Annotated in this window: 17 protein-coding genes; 3 read left to right on the top strand and 14 right to left on the bottom strand. The window is 54.5% G+C overall.

Annotation, left to right across the window (positions count from 1 at the left end; all coding sequences use genetic code 11):
• Window positions 1-133 precede the first annotated feature (133 nt).
• Window positions 134-307 carry a hypothetical protein gene (locus GCU45_RS33945; RefSeq protein ID WP_167527294.1) on the bottom strand — a complete coding sequence of 58 codons (174 nt, stop codon included), beginning with the start codon at window positions 305-307 and terminating at the stop codon, window positions 134-136.
• A gap of 206 nt (window positions 308-513) precedes the next feature.
• Between GCU45_RS33945 and GCU45_RS30455 the strand changes: the two genes are divergently transcribed.
• Window positions 514-1,308, top strand: a complete 795-nt coding sequence (locus GCU45_RS30455; RefSeq protein ID WP_152403618.1) for an SDR family NAD(P)-dependent oxidoreductase — start codon at window positions 514-516, stop codon at window positions 1,306-1,308.
• Window positions 1,309-1,417: 109 nt separating this feature from the next.
• On the opposite strand, the gene GCU45_RS30450 is transcribed toward GCU45_RS30455, so the two are convergent.
• The 3 genes from GCU45_RS30450 to GCU45_RS30440 form a co-directional block, all read right to left on the bottom strand.
• On the bottom strand, window positions 1,418-2,203 hold the full coding sequence (locus GCU45_RS30450; protein ID WP_152403617.1) for an arylamine N-acetyltransferase family protein: 786 nt from the start codon (window positions 2,201-2,203) through the stop codon (window positions 1,418-1,420).
• Window positions 2,204-2,583: 380 nt separating this feature from the next.
• Window positions 2,584-3,327, bottom strand: a complete 744-nt coding sequence (locus tag GCU45_RS30445) for an SDR family NAD(P)-dependent oxidoreductase (RefSeq protein WP_145134386.1) — start codon at window positions 3,325-3,327, stop codon at window positions 2,584-2,586.
• Between the two features lie 42 nt (window positions 3,328-3,369).
• The gene (locus GCU45_RS30440; protein WP_208837176.1) at window positions 3,370-4,125 is read right to left on the bottom strand and encodes an SDR family NAD(P)-dependent oxidoreductase; all 756 of its coding nucleotides are present in this window, start codon (window positions 4,123-4,125) and stop codon (window positions 3,370-3,372) included.
• A gap of 118 nt (window positions 4,126-4,243) precedes the next feature.
• Here GCU45_RS30440 and GCU45_RS30435 point away from each other — a divergent pair, with 118 nt between their 5' ends.
• Window positions 4,244-5,164 carry a LysR family transcriptional regulator gene (locus tag GCU45_RS30435; RefSeq protein WP_152403613.1) on the top strand — a complete coding sequence of 307 codons (921 nt, stop codon included), beginning with the start codon at window positions 4,244-4,246 and terminating at the stop codon, window positions 5,162-5,164.
• A 105-nt stretch (window positions 5,165-5,269) separates the two neighbouring features.
• On the opposite strand, the gene GCU45_RS30430 is transcribed toward GCU45_RS30435, so the two are convergent.
• The 7 genes from GCU45_RS30430 to GCU45_RS30400 all read right to left on the bottom strand — a co-directional run bounded on the left by GCU45_RS30430 (window position 5,270) and on the right by GCU45_RS30400 (window position 10,170).
• On the bottom strand, window positions 5,270-5,611 hold the full coding sequence (locus GCU45_RS30430) for a DUF1801 domain-containing protein (RefSeq protein WP_152403611.1): 342 nt from the start codon (window positions 5,609-5,611) through the stop codon (window positions 5,270-5,272).
• Between the two features lie 42 nt (window positions 5,612-5,653).
• Window positions 5,654-6,163, bottom strand: coding sequence for an SRPBCC family protein (locus GCU45_RS30425; protein ID WP_152403609.1), 510 nt, complete (start codon window positions 6,161-6,163; stop codon window positions 5,654-5,656).
• A gap of 100 nt (window positions 6,164-6,263) precedes the next feature.
• Window positions 6,264-6,593 (bottom strand): ArsR/SmtB family transcription factor, encoded by a 330-nt coding sequence (locus GCU45_RS30420; RefSeq protein ID WP_244364733.1) that lies wholly within the window; start codon window positions 6,591-6,593, stop codon window positions 6,264-6,266.
• 188 nt (window positions 6,594-6,781) lie between these two features.
• Entirely contained in the window at window positions 6,782-7,351 is a 570-nt protein-coding gene (locus tag GCU45_RS30415; RefSeq protein ID WP_152403605.1) for a peroxiredoxin family protein, read from the bottom strand.
• Window positions 7,352-7,400: 49 nt separating this feature from the next.
• The gene (locus GCU45_RS30410) at window positions 7,401-8,105 is read right to left on the bottom strand and encodes a Crp/Fnr family transcriptional regulator (RefSeq protein ID WP_152403603.1); all 705 of its coding nucleotides are present in this window, start codon (window positions 8,103-8,105) and stop codon (window positions 7,401-7,403) included.
• Window positions 8,106-8,308: 203 nt separating this feature from the next.
• Window positions 8,309-9,442 carry an AbrB family transcriptional regulator gene (locus GCU45_RS30405; RefSeq protein WP_152403601.1) on the bottom strand — a complete coding sequence of 378 codons (1,134 nt, stop codon included), beginning with the start codon at window positions 9,440-9,442 and terminating at the stop codon, window positions 8,309-8,311.
• The gene (locus GCU45_RS30400) at window positions 9,442-10,170 is read right to left on the bottom strand and encodes an MBL fold metallo-hydrolase (RefSeq protein WP_152403599.1); all 729 of its coding nucleotides are present in this window, start codon (window positions 10,168-10,170) and stop codon (window positions 9,442-9,444) included. The genes GCU45_RS30405 and GCU45_RS30400 overlap by 1 nt, the downstream gene beginning before the upstream one ends.
• Before the next feature lie 156 nt (window positions 10,171-10,326).
• Here GCU45_RS30400 and GCU45_RS30395 point away from each other — a divergent pair, with 156 nt between their 5' ends.
• Complete coding sequence (locus GCU45_RS30395) at window positions 10,327-11,247, top strand: TetR/AcrR family transcriptional regulator (RefSeq protein WP_167527293.1); 921 nt, start codon at window positions 10,327-10,329, stop codon at window positions 11,245-11,247.
• A gap of 44 nt (window positions 11,248-11,291) precedes the next feature.
• On the opposite strand, the gene GCU45_RS30390 is transcribed toward GCU45_RS30395, so the two are convergent.
• Genes GCU45_RS30390 through pxpB form a run of 3 tightly spaced genes read right to left on the bottom strand, consistent with a single transcriptional unit; the run spans window position 11,292 to window position 13,775 of the window.
• Window positions 11,292-12,053: a LamB/YcsF family protein gene (locus GCU45_RS30390; RefSeq protein ID WP_152404659.1), complete on the bottom strand. Its 762-nt coding sequence runs from the start codon at window positions 12,051-12,053 to the stop codon at window positions 11,292-11,294.
• Entirely contained in the window at window positions 12,040-13,056 is a 1,017-nt protein-coding gene (locus GCU45_RS30385) for a 5-oxoprolinase subunit C family protein (protein WP_152403596.1), read from the bottom strand. Before GCU45_RS30385 ends, GCU45_RS30390 begins: the two co-directional genes overlap by 14 nt.
• Window positions 13,053-13,775, bottom strand: coding sequence for a 5-oxoprolinase subunit PxpB (gene pxpB, locus GCU45_RS30380; RefSeq protein ID WP_152403594.1), 723 nt, complete (start codon window positions 13,773-13,775; stop codon window positions 13,053-13,055). Before pxpB ends, GCU45_RS30385 begins: the two co-directional genes overlap by 4 nt.
• Window positions 13,776-13,978 lie beyond the last annotated feature (203 nt).

The raw sequence follows: 13,978 nt of genomic DNA, 5'->3' as shown, positions 1-13,978 counted from the left end.
GTACGGGAAAACCATGCCCGGAATCCTCCCAGCCCGCCATTCCCCCAGATTGCTCACAATACCGCACGTCTACACACGAATGACAAAAGCGGGCTCCCACAGAGCCCGCCTTCCATCGGTTTTTCTTTCCGGATTATGCTTGTACATAACTTACCGGCTTAGCGTCTTCCGGCTCAATGCGGTTCCAGTCCACCCTGTTTTTCTTGCGGAGCGACCAGGTAAGCAGCACGATGATGCCGATGACGACCGAGCCGATATTGACCAGGTATGCGCCGAGCGGAGAGTTGTACTGCACCTTGATTTTCATAGATCAAAGCCATTCTGCTAGAATCGTTACTCCGATCACTGGCAAACACCTCCTCTGTTCCGGCCGGCAGGTGACGGATGTCTGAAGTTTTGAACTTTTGATGCGAGGCAGACTTGACAGTTAGAATGAAGAACTGGAAACTAGTGGTATAAAAGATTAAATTGTAGGGATCCTATTTAGGGATTCTTATGGAGGAGGGTATTATTATGGAGCTTCAGCTATCTGGACAAACCGCGCTTGTCACCGGCTCCACTTCCGGCATCGGCAAGGCGATCGCGTCTTCACTGGCTGCAGAAGGGGCCAAAGTTCTGATTAACGGCCGCCGTGAAGACAAGGTCCACGAAACGATCGAAGAAATCCGGGGGCGGCATACCGGAGCCGAACTCGTTCCCGCAGTCGCCGATCTGGGAACGGAACAAGGCTGTCTCACCATGATGGAACAGCATCCGGATGTCGATATCGTGGTGAACAATCTGGGCATTTTTGAACCGGCCGAATTTTTCGATATTCCGGATGAGGAATGGTTCCGCTTCTTTGAGGTCAACATTATGAGCGGTGTCCGCTTGAGCCGGCATTATTTGAAACGGATGATGCAGCAGGACCGCGGAAGAATTATTTTCATTGCCAGCGAAGCCGCCGTTATGCCGTCGCAGGAGATGGCGCATTACAGCGCCACCAAGACGATGCAGCTGTCGATCTCCCGCAGCCTGGCCGAGCTGACCAAGGGCACGAACGTGACGGTTAATACCGTGATGCCCGGCTCCACCCTGACAGAGGGGGTTGAGACAATGCTCGATACCCTGTATCCGGGGGAATCGTTAACGATCCAGGAGGCTGAGCAGCGCTTCATGCGGGAGAACCGGCCGACCTCGATCATTCAGCGGTTGATCCGGCCGGAGGAAATTGCTCACCTCGTCACGTTCATCAGCAGCCCCCTCTCCTCTGCGATCAACGGGGCCGCGCTGCGGATCGACGGCGGGTTAGTCCGGAGCGTATTTTAGTGTGTACCGCCAACAGCAAAAAAGTGCCGTTATCCCTTCCAAAGGGAAACGGCACTTTTCATTATGATGCGGCTGCCCACGCCCAATCTTGATGGGAGCAGCAGTCATTTTATTCAGGGAGGACAATGCCAAAATACTGCCTGAACGCATCCCGCTTCTCTTCCGGTGTCCGGGGAGTGAGAATGCGCACCTCCTTGCCGGCAAAGATCCGGAATTCGTCGCCAGCGACCGTGTTTCGCCCTTCCGACGTGCGGATAAACACCATCGGACCTTGTCTGAAAATCGATTCCGGAGCATGCTCGCACCAGAACGAGGCCATCACATAATCCCGCGGCAGCTGGGGCTCTTCGGCAAAAGAATAAATGAGCCGCCAGTCCTCCCCTTTCCGCTCCATCAGCTGCCAGCCGAAGAACGGATCCCGGTCAAGACGATAGCATTCGGTTCCCTGCTGCTGTTCCAGATGCTCCTTGATCAGCACAGGCCTGCCGGGGACATTTCCGCCTACCCCGACATCGCATAAATACCAGGCGCCTTCTGCTTCGACCTGAAGAACATGATGCCTGCGCTTCGGGGGCAGGTTATCCTCATCGCGCCAAAATCTGGCGAAATAGTGGGTCACGGGAAATCCCAGTTCGCCCAGCAGCCAGCCAAACAGCGCATTGAGCTCAAAGCAGTATCCGCCGCGCTTGCGCACGACGATTTTGTCGTACAGGTCCGGGATGTCTAGCGATAAGGGCACACTGTTTAAAATATCCAAATTTTCATAGGGTACGCTGTAAATATGGCAGTGCTGCAGTTCCGCCAGCGTGTCCGCCCCATTGTCCAGCTTGCCATGGAATCCGATCCGGTCCAGATAAGCCTGAATTTCCGGCCTCTGCGATGGATGGTTAGTCACAACGAGCTACCTCCCTGCTGTTATAGTGCTGCGCATATCCATGCCGCTACATGCAAGCATCGGAATATCAGCCATACAGCTAATTTCTATAGCAGAGCTTGGTTCACCTTCTGCTGCTCACGATATTCACTCTGTTTTCCGCTTAAAAAATACCCGGGTCCACCAAAACACGGCATTTCCGACCAGCAAAATCGAAAACTCCCACCCGGTCTTACCCGTTGTGATCAAGTTGATAAGCGAATTTCTTTTTCCATATCCTAAGAGTATTCAGGCATCATTCAATACAAAAAAGCGCAGAACAGGAGCATTACGGGGTTGCCCCACTCCATATTCTGCGCTGTATCGGTTTAGTACTCTATCATGCCCAGCAGGTACTTTTATTATACCGCCGTGTATCCCCCGTCGACCAGCAAGCTGGCGCCAGTGATGAAGGAAGCATCCTCGCTCGCCAGGAACAGCACGGCTTTGGCGACTTCTTCCGGCTTGCCGAGCCGCCCCATCGGATGAAGGGCAGTCAGATGTGCGGTTATGGCTTCGTCCCTGCCCTGAATGAGCGGCGTGTCGATATATCCCGGGCACACCGCATTGATCCGGATGCCCTTGGCGGCATAATCGGCTGCCATTGACTGGGTCAACAGCTTCACCCCTCCTTTGGCGGAAGCATAGGCCGTGACACCCGCCTTGCCCACATGGCTGTGAATGGATCCGCAGTTCACGATTGCCCCGCCCGTTCCTTGGGCCAGCATCTGCTGGATCGCATATTTGTCGCTTAAAAATACACCGGTCAGGTTAATGTCGATCGTCCGCTGCCAGCTGTCCGACGATAACCGGTCCGCCGGTCCGTCCTTGGCGATACCCGCGTTGGCGAACAGGATGTCCAGCTTGCCGAACTTGGCGACCGTCTGCTCGACCATTCGCTGTACCTCGGCTTCTTGCGTCACATCTGTTTTGACGAACAGCGTATCGTATCCCTGTGCGTTCAGCTCCTCTGAGAGGGTCTGGCCCCTGTCCGAAAAATCGGCGATAACGACCTTCGCCCCTTCGGAAGCAAACATCCGTACCGTCGCTTCCCCGATGCCGCTGGCGCCGCCGGTAACAATCGCTACTTTGGAATCAAATTTCATGATTGAACACGCTCCTATGAATTCACTTTAATATACAGACTCTTAGATAGCCGTTGCCCCGCCGTCGATGACAAATTCGGATCCCGTGGAATACGACGACTCGTCCGATGCCAGGAATACCACCAGATTCGCTACTTCCTCCACCGTGCCGAAACGGCCCATCGGCGCTACCTTTTTACCCAGTTCGGCTTCGGACATTTGGCTCACCTCGGACGCATAAGCGCCCATGGCGGTGTTGATGTAGGCCGGATGGATCGAGTTCACCCGAACGCCTGCGGCTGCGTATTCGATCGCGGCGTCCTTGGTCATCGTCCGGACCGCGCCTTTAGAAGCTCCGTAAGCGATATGGCCGGATGCGCCCGTCAGCCCCGCAATGGAGGATGCGTTAATGACGGAGCCACCCTTTTGCTTGGCCATGAGCGGCATCACGTGCTTCATCCCAAGGAAAACGCCGGTCACATTGATCGCCATCATCCGGTTCCATTCCGCCAGTTCGATGTCGGCCAGCGGCTTGATGAAATAAATGCCGGCATTGTTGAACAAAATATCGATGCGGCCAAACTGCTGAACCGCAGCATTCGCAATTTCTTTCCATTCGTCCTCATTGCTGACATCATGACGGAATGCTGCAGCTTCGCCGCCGGCCTGCGTGATTTCCGCAGCCGTCTGCTTGGCGCTGTCCTGATTTATATCGGTAACGACGACTTTGGCGCCTTCTTCCGCAAAGCGGAGAGCCGTCGTTTTGCCAATCCCTGCGCCGGCACCAGTAATCAGTGCAACTTTTCCTTCGAGTCTCATCATGAATCCCTTCCTTTCGTATCTCACATCATTATGTTAACATGTCTTGAGATTCAGCAAAATTTAAACCTATTGAATTTCGTTTAAGAAAAACTTAAAGATCAAAGGACGATGCTTCATGAATACGGAAAAGCTGGAGTACTTGGTGGAGGTGGCGCGGGCCGGTTCGATTTCCAAAGCGGCCGAGCAGCTTCACGTGACGATTTCAGCGGTCAGCCAAGCCATCACCAGTCTGGAATCGGAGTGGGGGATCAGCATTTTTACCAGGTCCAAATCCGGAGTCACCCTGACTCCCGAAGGCAAAATCATTATCAAAAAAGCGTATGAAACGCTGGAGAAATATGAAGATCTGCTGGAGGCCGCCCGCGGATTTTCGGGTACGGTCAAGGGCCGGCTGCGGGTGGCGACTATACCAAGCCCCATGTCTCTTCTTGAGCGTGTCGTGATCGAATTTAAAAAGAAGTTTCCGGACGTGAAGCTGGAGATCGTGGAAAAAGGCTCGCAGGACATCATTGACGATGTGAACCAGGACAAAAGCGATCTCGGACTCATCATTTTGTTCAAAAACCGGTTGATCGAACGCACCGGCCTTGCTTTCGAGCGGCTGCTCCCTGTGCACATGGTCGCCGGCATCAGCAGCGCGTCGCCGCTCGCCCTGAAGCCCGTGGTCGGTCCTGAAGAATTAAGGCAGCAGACCGTCGTCCTCTATAACGACGATTATGTGAAGTGGTATATGGACGACTTTCAGTCACTTTATGGCCCGGTAGACGTGCTCTTCACCACCAATAACCGGGATCTGATCTTCAGGGCGTGCATGAACCATGGCGCCGTGACCATCGGGCTCAACTTTTCGTTTATGAACGAACCGGCCTTCCGCAAGGACAATATCGCGATTCTTGACTTCGATCTGCCGGATCACGGCCCTGTCTACCTTGGCGTCATCCAGCGCAAAGAAAAGACCCATTCGCAGGTCTCCCGCCGTTTTATGGAGTGGTTAAAACATGACTTGGAAGAATTAGGGGCATCCATGCAGTCTTAAAGGAGCTCATCTTGGAGTTTAAAAGAAAAAAACATCACGACATACGCGATGTTTTTTGGGTCCATATGATGGATTAATCTAATAATCAAGACCCGGATTCGGATATTATAGTCCGCTTGAAGCCTGGATCAGATACTTGGACAGCATATCATAGTCGGCAGGCTCGCCATCGCGGATTTTCATCCATTTCCTTTCCGGTGGTCCATCGAATTGACCTTTGGGAAGATCCAGGCCTTCCGCATTCATGATCATAAATGCAACTGCATCCTTAGAAGGTGAAATGACCGCAGCATAATGACCATTTTTCAAAAAATGCGGTTTTTTATACTGTATCCGTTCTTCGACACCTGGAATCGATTGATGAACCATGTCACGAAGCTTCGTGCACACTTCAATCTGCCAAGGCAGTTGAAGCCGATCAATGTATTCAGTAACTTCCGGATTCAATCATGCCACTTCCTTTCATAAGTCTGATTTCGTCAAAATCCACTACTTATTCTGAGACAAATAGGCGTCCAGTTGATCGAATGTTCCGACGAACCCTTCTTGGACATGAGGACGCATTCCTTCAAAGGCTGCGCGCTCTTCCTCTGTGGCATTGAACGGCCCGCCGCTCAGCGTCATGGTGGTTTTCCCGCCGCTCTCTGTCAACATAAGTTCATTAATGACTTCCAGCGGCCATTGCTCGCTGAAAGGAGCTCGGATGGTATTTCCTGCTTCGTCCGAAAACGACTGGATAAAGACGAGCCTTTCGGGGGCGATGATTTCCTGGTAAACAAATTTCCCCCACATCACATGCCCTTCAGGAGAGCGCTGGCTTCCCAGGAATATGCCTCCTGGGCGAAGATCCAGCTTGGCGATGTGCAGCTCATACCCTTTCGGTCCCCACCACTGTGCCAGACGCTCCGGCTCGGTCCACGCTTGAAACACCAGTTCACGCGGAGCGTCAAATACCCGGGTAATCATCACCTTACTGTCTGTCGCACGGTTAACAGTCATCTTCATTTCCTCCTTCGCTTATGACAAATGTATTGGATTCATAGCGTCCTTCTGCTCAAAGAGAAGTGCTATAACGCCCAGCTCTCTGTATGCATACCGGTCAATCCGAGTGATCGAGACCCTGGATATCCCGCAGATATTCATCCAGGCGGTCCAAACGGTCATCCCACATCGATCGGAAAGACTCAAGCCAGTGGTCCAGCTCTTGAAATGGTTCGGTACGCAGCTTAATGATTCGCCGATTGGCGGCAGGCTGCACTTCAACGAGGCCGGCCTCGTGAAGAACCCGGACATGCTTGGATGTCTGGGGCTGATTGAGTTCAAGCCGATTTGCGATATCTCCGATGGTCAGGGGACCACGGTCGCGAATGAGCTCAATAATATGCAGCCGGTTAGGCTCAGCAAGCGCAGTCAAAGTTGTCGTGTTCATCTTCATGCCTCCTGACCAAATATTACCACATTGGAATATTCCTTTCAAGGAATAATTTAAAAAAACGAAAAAACAGCCAAAGCAAGGAAATTCCTGCTATGACTGTTTGGGTCCCAAACAATCTATACAATGGTAAGGGATTGTCTCGCCTTATTTCAGCGGCTTTTAGCGTGACCGATTCTCCGGCTTCATAAGTGCCCCCTCCGGGGAGACGCTGCGAACCGGTCCACCCATTCGAAAGGAAGGTGATCGGTAATCAGCTTTCCGTAATATGCGGTCCTTACGATCCCCTCTTCATCGATCAGAAACTCGGCCGGAATGCGGTGGAAATTGGCCCCCTCTTCAGGCGTAAGCGGAAAACCGGCCGCCGCCGCTTCATCTGCCAGTTCATGAACATTCGGCAGCGCTAATGTAGCTTCCGTCTTGGATTCCGACGATTCGACTCCGTACAGGCTATAGATGTCGGCATTCGGATCGGCAATGAGCGAAAAAGGCGCCTGCTGAGCGCCTACATACTTGTGCAGGTTCGCTTCCGGCGATTCAAACAACGCGATGACTTGAAGCCCCTTGCGACGCCAGTCGGGATACCTCTGGATCATTTGATGAACGCGTAAATTGCACATAGCGCAAGCCGCATTACGGAAGAACGACAGCAGCACCTTGCGGCCGCGGAATTGGTCCAGCGACACCGGATCGCCGTGCTGGTCGATCGATTGGAAGAGCGGGGCTTTGTCCCCGGTCATCAGCAGGTTGGTCATGGAAATTCCTCCTCTTGGATCTTCTATGCATGAGATGCATGAACCCACTTTAGCAGGAAGCTCCGGATTCCTCTGTGACCAGGTCACCAAACTCCTCTTCCAGCAGCTTGCGCTGCAAAATACGGACCGTTCCCCGGCTGGTCTCGATCCACCCTTTCCGCTGAAACCGGGCAAGTGCCCTTGTCACGACTTCGCGAACCGAACCGACCTCTTCGGCCAGCTCCTGATGGGTGATCCGAACCGTCGGCGCTTCCCCGGCCGTCATTCGCAGCAGTGCTCCGGCAAGGCGGTTGTCAAGCGGGAGGGTCTGGCGCTGCTGCGTCCGTTCCACCATGCGAAGCATGCCGTCAAGCAGCCCGCCGAACACGGTGGCGCGAATAGACTCGTACTCCTGTACCCAACGCATAAAGCTGCTTTTCCCCACAAACAGTACTTCCACTTCGGTCTCGGCAGTCAGCTCACCGGGATACTCGCGCCCGCTCAGACCGCTCAGCACCAAGAGTGAGCAAATTTCTCCAGCCGTCAGCAGGTTGATGACGGATTCGGAGCCATTTTCGCCGATCACCGTAATCCTCGCAGTTCCACTGAGAAGGAACATACCATATGCCGCCGCATCATCCCGCTGGAATATTCGCGATTTGGCTTTAAAACGCCGGATGAACGGCTCGGACTCCCGCCACTCCTCAGGCGAAACCGCCGTCAGGCACGGAAATACCTGGACCGGCTTGTCACTCGATTGATGTGATATGCTCATGCGCTATGTTCCTCCCAAATAGGTCAACCCGATAATGACTATAGTATAGAAGATATTCGGCAGCAGCAAAAGCATAACACAGCAGCATTCGCAGGGTTAGCGTGGCGCAGCGTCGGCTGGTGGTCTAAAGATAAAAAAACAGCCAAGGCCGAAAAGCGATGACTGGTTGAATAGATAAAACATGTGGGTGCGCTGTTGATAGATCACATCGGCCTGTTGGCCATTTTTTTCCCTTTAAGCATCGATCTGAAGATCAGCCTGAGCAGCGGCGGTACGGCGAAAAAGATAAACAGGGTCCGGAACAACTGATAGCAGGTGACGACCGACAGGTCGCCGTTCACTTCCTTGGCGATCAGCGCCATCTGATCCATGCCGCCTGGCGAAAGGCTGAGAAATGACGTGACTTCCGTTATCGCGTGAAACTTGGTCAGCAGCACGCTGAGCCCGAGGGAGCATGCGATCAACACGACACCGCTCAATATGGCGAGCAAAATGATTTTCACTTTGTGCTTCAAATTTTCCGGTTTGAGCAGCAATCCGATATACCCGCCCATCATCAGCTGCGACAGGCTAAGGACCACCGGCGGGAGCGAATGTCCCTCATATCCTGATAAATTGAGCAGGATGGTGCCGATCATCGGCCCCAGAAGAAAGGCTGTCGGAAATTTGATCCGTTTGCCCACCAAGGCAAACACGACGCATACCACCGCGAAAAGCCAGATATGCGGAAACAGGGCGGACCAATCAGCCGATGTCGCCGCAGATGCGGCTCCTGATGCATGCGATCCCGAGGTATGGAACAGCGGGCTGAAGATCAAGAAAGGCACACAGAAAATAATCATGATCAGCCGCGACACCTGAAGAAAGGTCACGACCGTCAAATCGATTCCCTCCACTTCCTCCGCCAGCGTGATCATTTGGCTCAGCCCCCCGGGAATGCTGCCCATCAGCACCGTAGGAAACGGGATTCCCGACAGAAAAGCGATCATAAAAGCGATCGCCGCAGCAACGACCAGCAGCAGCGCCGTAAACAGAACCATCGTCGGCAGCTGATGCCCGATCTGCTTCAGCGTGGACAAGGTGAAAGACAATCCCATCGTATAACCGATGATGATCATTCCCGTATTGCGTACCTGCCCCGGCCAAAAGAAAGAAACGCCTTTAAACAGCTTGGAGCCGATCATGACAAAAACCATGGAGCCCAGCAGCCATGGTATCGGCATATGGATCCATTGGAAGATGAATCCGCCGATGACGGCAAACACGCAGGTCACCAAAAACCGCAGCCATTTGTTGTTCCTCAAACGGCTGTTGTTCAAGCTTGCGGTGTCTGTCATTACAGGCTCTCAGTCAGTTCAGCGATTCGCGCCCCGGCATCCCCTTGGTACAGACCGCCATGATAGCAGATGACGTTTTCGATCGGATAGGCTTTGAATTTGGTGATCGACTGCATCGCTTCGTCCATATTCGGCGTCACCGGCGGATTCGGTCCCTGTAGCTCGCCGTTGTTAACGACCATGGCGTCACCGGTAATCAATGTTTTGCTCGGCTCGTGATACAGGCTGATATGCCCTGGAGTATGGCCCGGTGTATAAATGACGGTCAGTCCCCCGCCGAACGGCAGCTTCTCGCCATCCGCAAGAAGGCGGGTCACATTGGTCACCTTTCCGGAAAAGGTCGCCTCAAAGGCTTCAGCTAATTGGGTCGGCAGCGACTCCAGCAGTCCCTTTTTACGGTCCCCGCTAAATTTAATCATTGGTTTGAGCCCGTCGATGTAAGGCTGGTCTTCCGCATGTGCGTATACCTCCACGCCCTCGCCCTTAAATTGAGGCAGGCTGCCCACATGGTCAATATCCTGGTGGGTAAGAATAATGGAATGAGGGGCGGCAGGGTCGATCCCAGCCTGAGACATGAGCTCTACGATTTTTTCGTAGCAGCCCGGCATCCCCGTGTCTACCAATACATAGGAATCCTTATCACGGATGACCACAGGATGAATCACCATCTCCCGATCGCCCATGGAAAGGGACAGTTCCAGCATTTCGATCTGATCCGAAATTTTCATACTTCACGCCAAAGCATCTCGCTTTGGCTCACCTCCTGTCAACTTAAATATCCGCATAAAACTCGCTAGTTCATTATATGACTCCTGAGTTTTTTGTGTCAATTCCTTTGTTGACCCTTCGCGGACATCATGTCAAAATGTGTAGGGGTGGTAAGGATGGAGCAAATCAAAAAGCAGCAGATCATCAATATGGCAATGCGTATTTTTAAAGAAAAAGGATATTTCGCCGCCTCCATGCAGGACATTGCGGAAGCATGCGGCATGGCCAAGGGCAGCATTTATAAAGTGTTTCCTTCCAAAGAGGACCTGTTTACCGGCGTTTTCACCTTCGTGCACCGGACGATGTTTGAGCAAGCCCGGGAGCTGGATCGCTCGCTGCGGCTGGCGGGGGACCCGCCGAAGGAAATTTTGCGGCGCAAGATCGAGTTTCAGCTTCAATACATGCTGGAAAACCACTTTTTTACGAGCGAGTTCAAAGAGCTGCCGATCACCGCTAACGAAAACTTCCAGGTGGAATGGAAAAAAAAGCGCGCCGCGTTTCTGACGTGGCACCGCGACTGCTTCTACGAAGCATACGGCGATTCCATCTCCCCTTATCTCGGGGATATCGTGGCGATCTACCGCGGCATGTCGCGGGAATATTTGTCCCATGCCGTCCAAACGGCCATCGCCTGTCCGATGGCGGAACTGGCCCGGTTTTGCGTAGACCGGATGGACGCGGTCATCCGCGACATGATCGATAAGGAGCCGGTCCCGATTCTCAAGGTGTCGAGCGCCTATTTTAACGACATCAATCCGGTGGACCTCCCGACCCGGCGGTCGAACCTGGGTGAGTTTCTGCAGTATTTTGCCCAAAAGGTCCAAGAGCTGCCGCAGCCGGAGCGGATTCAGAAAGAGCTGCTGGAAGTGATCGACCTGCTTCGGCGGGAGCTGGAACAGGATAAACCGAACGCGACTTTGATCCGGGTGTATACGAACTTTCTGGATTCCGTCGACGAGCTGAGACCTTACGTGAGGCAGCTGGGCCTGCTGAATCATGCGGCAGAACTGCAAAAAGACAGTCCGGATCAGGCATAAAGGGCCTGACGGACTGTCTTTTTGCGGTTTTATTGATGACAGAGTCATACTGCTGCAGGCCTGACTCCAATGCCTTCCGCTTCCAGGCGTGCCCGAAGCTCCCTGGCAAAGGCTGTGGCGTGCTCGCCGTCGCCATGAAGGCAGACCGTGTCGGCCTGAATGCTCACCTCCGCTCCGTCCGCGGTAGATACCCTGCCTTCCTTCACCATGCGAATCACCTGCCGAACCGCCTGATCGGTGTCCGTGATGAGCGCGTGAGGCAGCCTGCGGGGCGTCAGCGTGCCGTCGGGCTGATACGTACGGTCGGCGAATACTTCGCTGGCCGTTGTTAGCCCGTACCTTGCCCCCGCAGCCAGCAGCTCGCTGCCTGCCAGGCCGTAGAGAATCAGGGACTCGTCCGTGCGGCAGACAGCTTCGGCGATTGCATCCGCCAGGGGAGCGGAGACCGCTGCCATGTTGTACAGGGCGCCGTGCGGTTTGACATGATGAAGGCGCCCGCCTTCCTGTTTGGCAATCGCCTGCAGTGCGCCGATTTGGTACGTCACCAAATCCATGGCCTCCTCAGGCGAAATATCCATGTTTCTTCTCCCGAAGCCGGCAAGATCCGGCAAACCGGGATGCGCGCCGATGGCGACCCCGCGGCTTAAAGCCAGCTTCACCGTCTTCCGCATGACGGAGGGATCGCCGGCGTGGTACCCGCAGGCGATGTTGGCGGACGTAATTTCCCCCATCAGCTCTTCGTCGGCCCCGATCCGGTATACGCCGAATCCTTCCCCCATATCGCAGTTCAAGTCAATCCAACCCATCAAGCCATCCGTCCTCCTTTAATTTAAGGGCAATCATCCGGGCAAGCCGCCTTAACCGTATGCCCTGATCCATCCATAATTGTTCCGCTTCCGTCTGACTGATCTCCCTAAAGCGGAGGGCTGAACCGGGCGGTGTCTGCGCAACCACCGGCAGGTCCGCACCGGCAACCTGGGCGATCTTTGGATAGCCGCCGAGCGTCTGGCGGTCGGCCATCAGAATGATCGGCTGCCCATCAGACGGTACCTGCACGGTCCCCATCGTCACACCTTCCGATATGTATTCCTGCGGGCGGTGAAGCTGCAGCCGCGGACCTTCCAGCCGGTACCCCATCCGGTCCGATTGGGGCGTAACCCGGAAATCATGATCAAGCAGCGCGCGCCGGCTCACATCGTCGAAATCGCCGAATTGCGGTCCGCGGACGATCCGGACGTAAGGGTGCTCGCTGTAAGCGGGCCTTTCCGAGGCCGGAACCGCCCACCTCACCGCATCAAAAGGCTGCGTTCCCTTTGTGGATGGATGCCGTAACCGGCCTTTGCCGGTCCCTACTGGAATGATGTCCCCTGCCTTCAGCGCCCTTCCCTTCATGCCGCCGATCCCGGCACGGATATACGTGCTGCGGCTGCCAAGAACTTCAGGCACATCGATTCCTCCTGCAACAGCCAAATACGTCCGGCAGCCTGCCCTCGGCCCAGTGAATGTGAGTGTACTGCCCTTTCGGACAAAGACGGGTCTCCACATCGGAACCGGTACACCGTCCATCTGCGGTGATAAATCCCCTCCGGTCAGGGCTACCCACATCTCCCGCTCCATGCGGACGGACATCCCCGACCAGGTCACCTCGATGAGGGCGTCGCCCTCATCGTTGCCCACCAGCCAATTGGCCGTCCGGTGCGCAAATCGGTCCATGGGGCCGGAGACGATGATCCCGTACTTGCCGTAGCCGGATCTTCCCAAGTCCTGGATCGTCGCCATCAGACCGGGTTTTATGACCGTTATGCTCATGACTGCGCCCCCTTGATCCGCTCGTATTCCGCCGCGTCAATCTGACGGAACCGGATATATTCCCCGCCCCGCAGCAGCGCGGGCGGATCCTGATCCGGCCTGAACAGGGGAAGCGGCGTCCGGCCGATGATCTGCCAGCCGCCCGGGGTTTCCACCGGGTAGATTCCCGTCTGCGTCCCCGCGATTCCGACCGACCCGGCCGGAATCGCAAGCCGCGGCGACGGTTTACGCGGCGCGGCGATCCGTTCGTCGAGCCCGCCCAAATAAGGGAACCCGGGAGCAAACCCCACCGCATAGACCAAATAGGTTTGAGCTGTATGGATGCGGACCACATCCGGAGTGGTCAGGTTGTTGATGGAGGCGACTTCTTCTAAGTCCGGGCCAAACCCGCCTCCATAGCATACCGGGATGTCGATCACCACCGGCTCCGCTTCGGGCGTTCCCTGGATGTCCGCCATATAAGTTTCCAGAAGGGACTGCACATAATCCATCCGGCTTGTTTCGTGCAGCGGTAAATCAAGCTCGAATGGATCATAAAATACGGTCACGCTCGTAAACGCAGGAACACATTCGACAAACCCAGGAAAGGGATTTGCCTCAATCCGGCGGGTCAGCTCCTGAATCTCACGGTGCAAATCTTCGCTGACCGTGTCGCCAAGGTGCACCACAACCGCTGCTTCACCTAAGGGTACAACCCTGCGCCCTTTGTTTCGGTTCAATGGAATCCCCTCCTTCTGTATGTATAAATCCTCATCATCTATATGATAGCAGAGTCCATGCGGTATGCATTCGGTTTTTTCTACACGTCGGCACCTCTAACTGAAGACTGAAGACCGACCCTTCAAAGCAAAAAAAGGCGCCTCAGGATCCTGAGGCGACCTCCTTGTATCTGAATGCAGTACTGCATCTTGCAATGACCACC

Origin of the sequence: Paenibacillus cellulositrophicus, from assembly GCF_009363095.1 — a bacterium.
GTDB lineage: Bacteria > Bacillota > Bacilli > Paenibacillales > Paenibacillaceae > Paenibacillus_AQ > Paenibacillus_AQ favisporus.
The sequence above is the reverse complement of the archived record's forward strand: the minus strand, read 5'-3'. Positions and strand labels throughout refer to the sequence as shown.

What these genes read in the sequence shown, in the direction of transcription:
- GCU45_RS33945 (WP_167527294.1), bottom strand. Translation starts at nt 307, where the DNA reads ATGAAAATCAAGGTGCAGTACAACTCTCCGCTCGGCGCATACCTGGTC.
- GCU45_RS30455 (WP_152403618.1), top strand. Translation starts at nt 514, where the DNA reads ATGGAGCTTCAGCTATCTGGACAAACCGCGCTTGTCACCGGCTCCACT.
- GCU45_RS30445 (WP_145134386.1), bottom strand. Translation starts at nt 3,327, where the DNA reads ATGAAATTTGATTCCAAAGTAGCGATTGTTACCGGCGGCGCCAGCGGC.
- GCU45_RS30440 (WP_208837176.1), bottom strand. Translation starts at nt 4,125, where the DNA reads ATGAGACTCGAAGGAAAAGTTGCACTGATTACTGGTGCCGGCGCAGGG.
- GCU45_RS30435 (WP_152403613.1), top strand. Translation starts at nt 4,244, where the DNA reads ATGAATACGGAAAAGCTGGAGTACTTGGTGGAGGTGGCGCGGGCCGGT.
- GCU45_RS30425 (WP_152403609.1), bottom strand. Translation starts at nt 6,163, where the DNA reads ATGACTGTTAACCGTGCGACAGACAGTAAGGTGATGATTACCCGGGTA.
- GCU45_RS30420 (WP_244364733.1), bottom strand. Translation starts at nt 6,593, where the DNA reads ATGAACACGACAACTTTGACTGCGCTTGCTGAGCCTAACCGGCTGCAT.
- GCU45_RS30415 (WP_152403605.1), bottom strand. Translation starts at nt 7,351, where the DNA reads ATGACCAACCTGCTGATGACCGGGGACAAAGCCCCGCTCTTCCAATCG.
- GCU45_RS30410 (WP_152403603.1), bottom strand. Translation starts at nt 8,105, where the DNA reads ATGAGCATATCACATCAATCGAGTGACAAGCCGGTCCAGGTATTTCCG.
- GCU45_RS30405 (WP_152403601.1), bottom strand. Translation starts at nt 9,442, where the DNA reads ATGACAGACACCGCAAGCTTGAACAACAGCCGTTTGAGGAACAACAAA.
- GCU45_RS30400 (WP_152403599.1), bottom strand. Translation starts at nt 10,170, where the DNA reads ATGAAAATTTCGGATCAGATCGAAATGCTGGAACTGTCCCTTTCCATG.
- GCU45_RS30395 (WP_167527293.1), top strand. Translation starts at nt 10,327, where the DNA reads ATGGAGCAAATCAAAAAGCAGCAGATCATCAATATGGCAATGCGTATT.
- GCU45_RS30390 (WP_152404659.1), bottom strand. Translation starts at nt 12,053, where the DNA reads ATGGGTTGGATTGACTTGAACTGCGATATGGGGGAAGGATTCGGCGTA.
- GCU45_RS30385 (WP_152403596.1), bottom strand. Translation starts at nt 13,056, where the DNA reads ATGAGCATAACGGTCATAAAACCCGGTCTGATGGCGACGATCCAGGAC.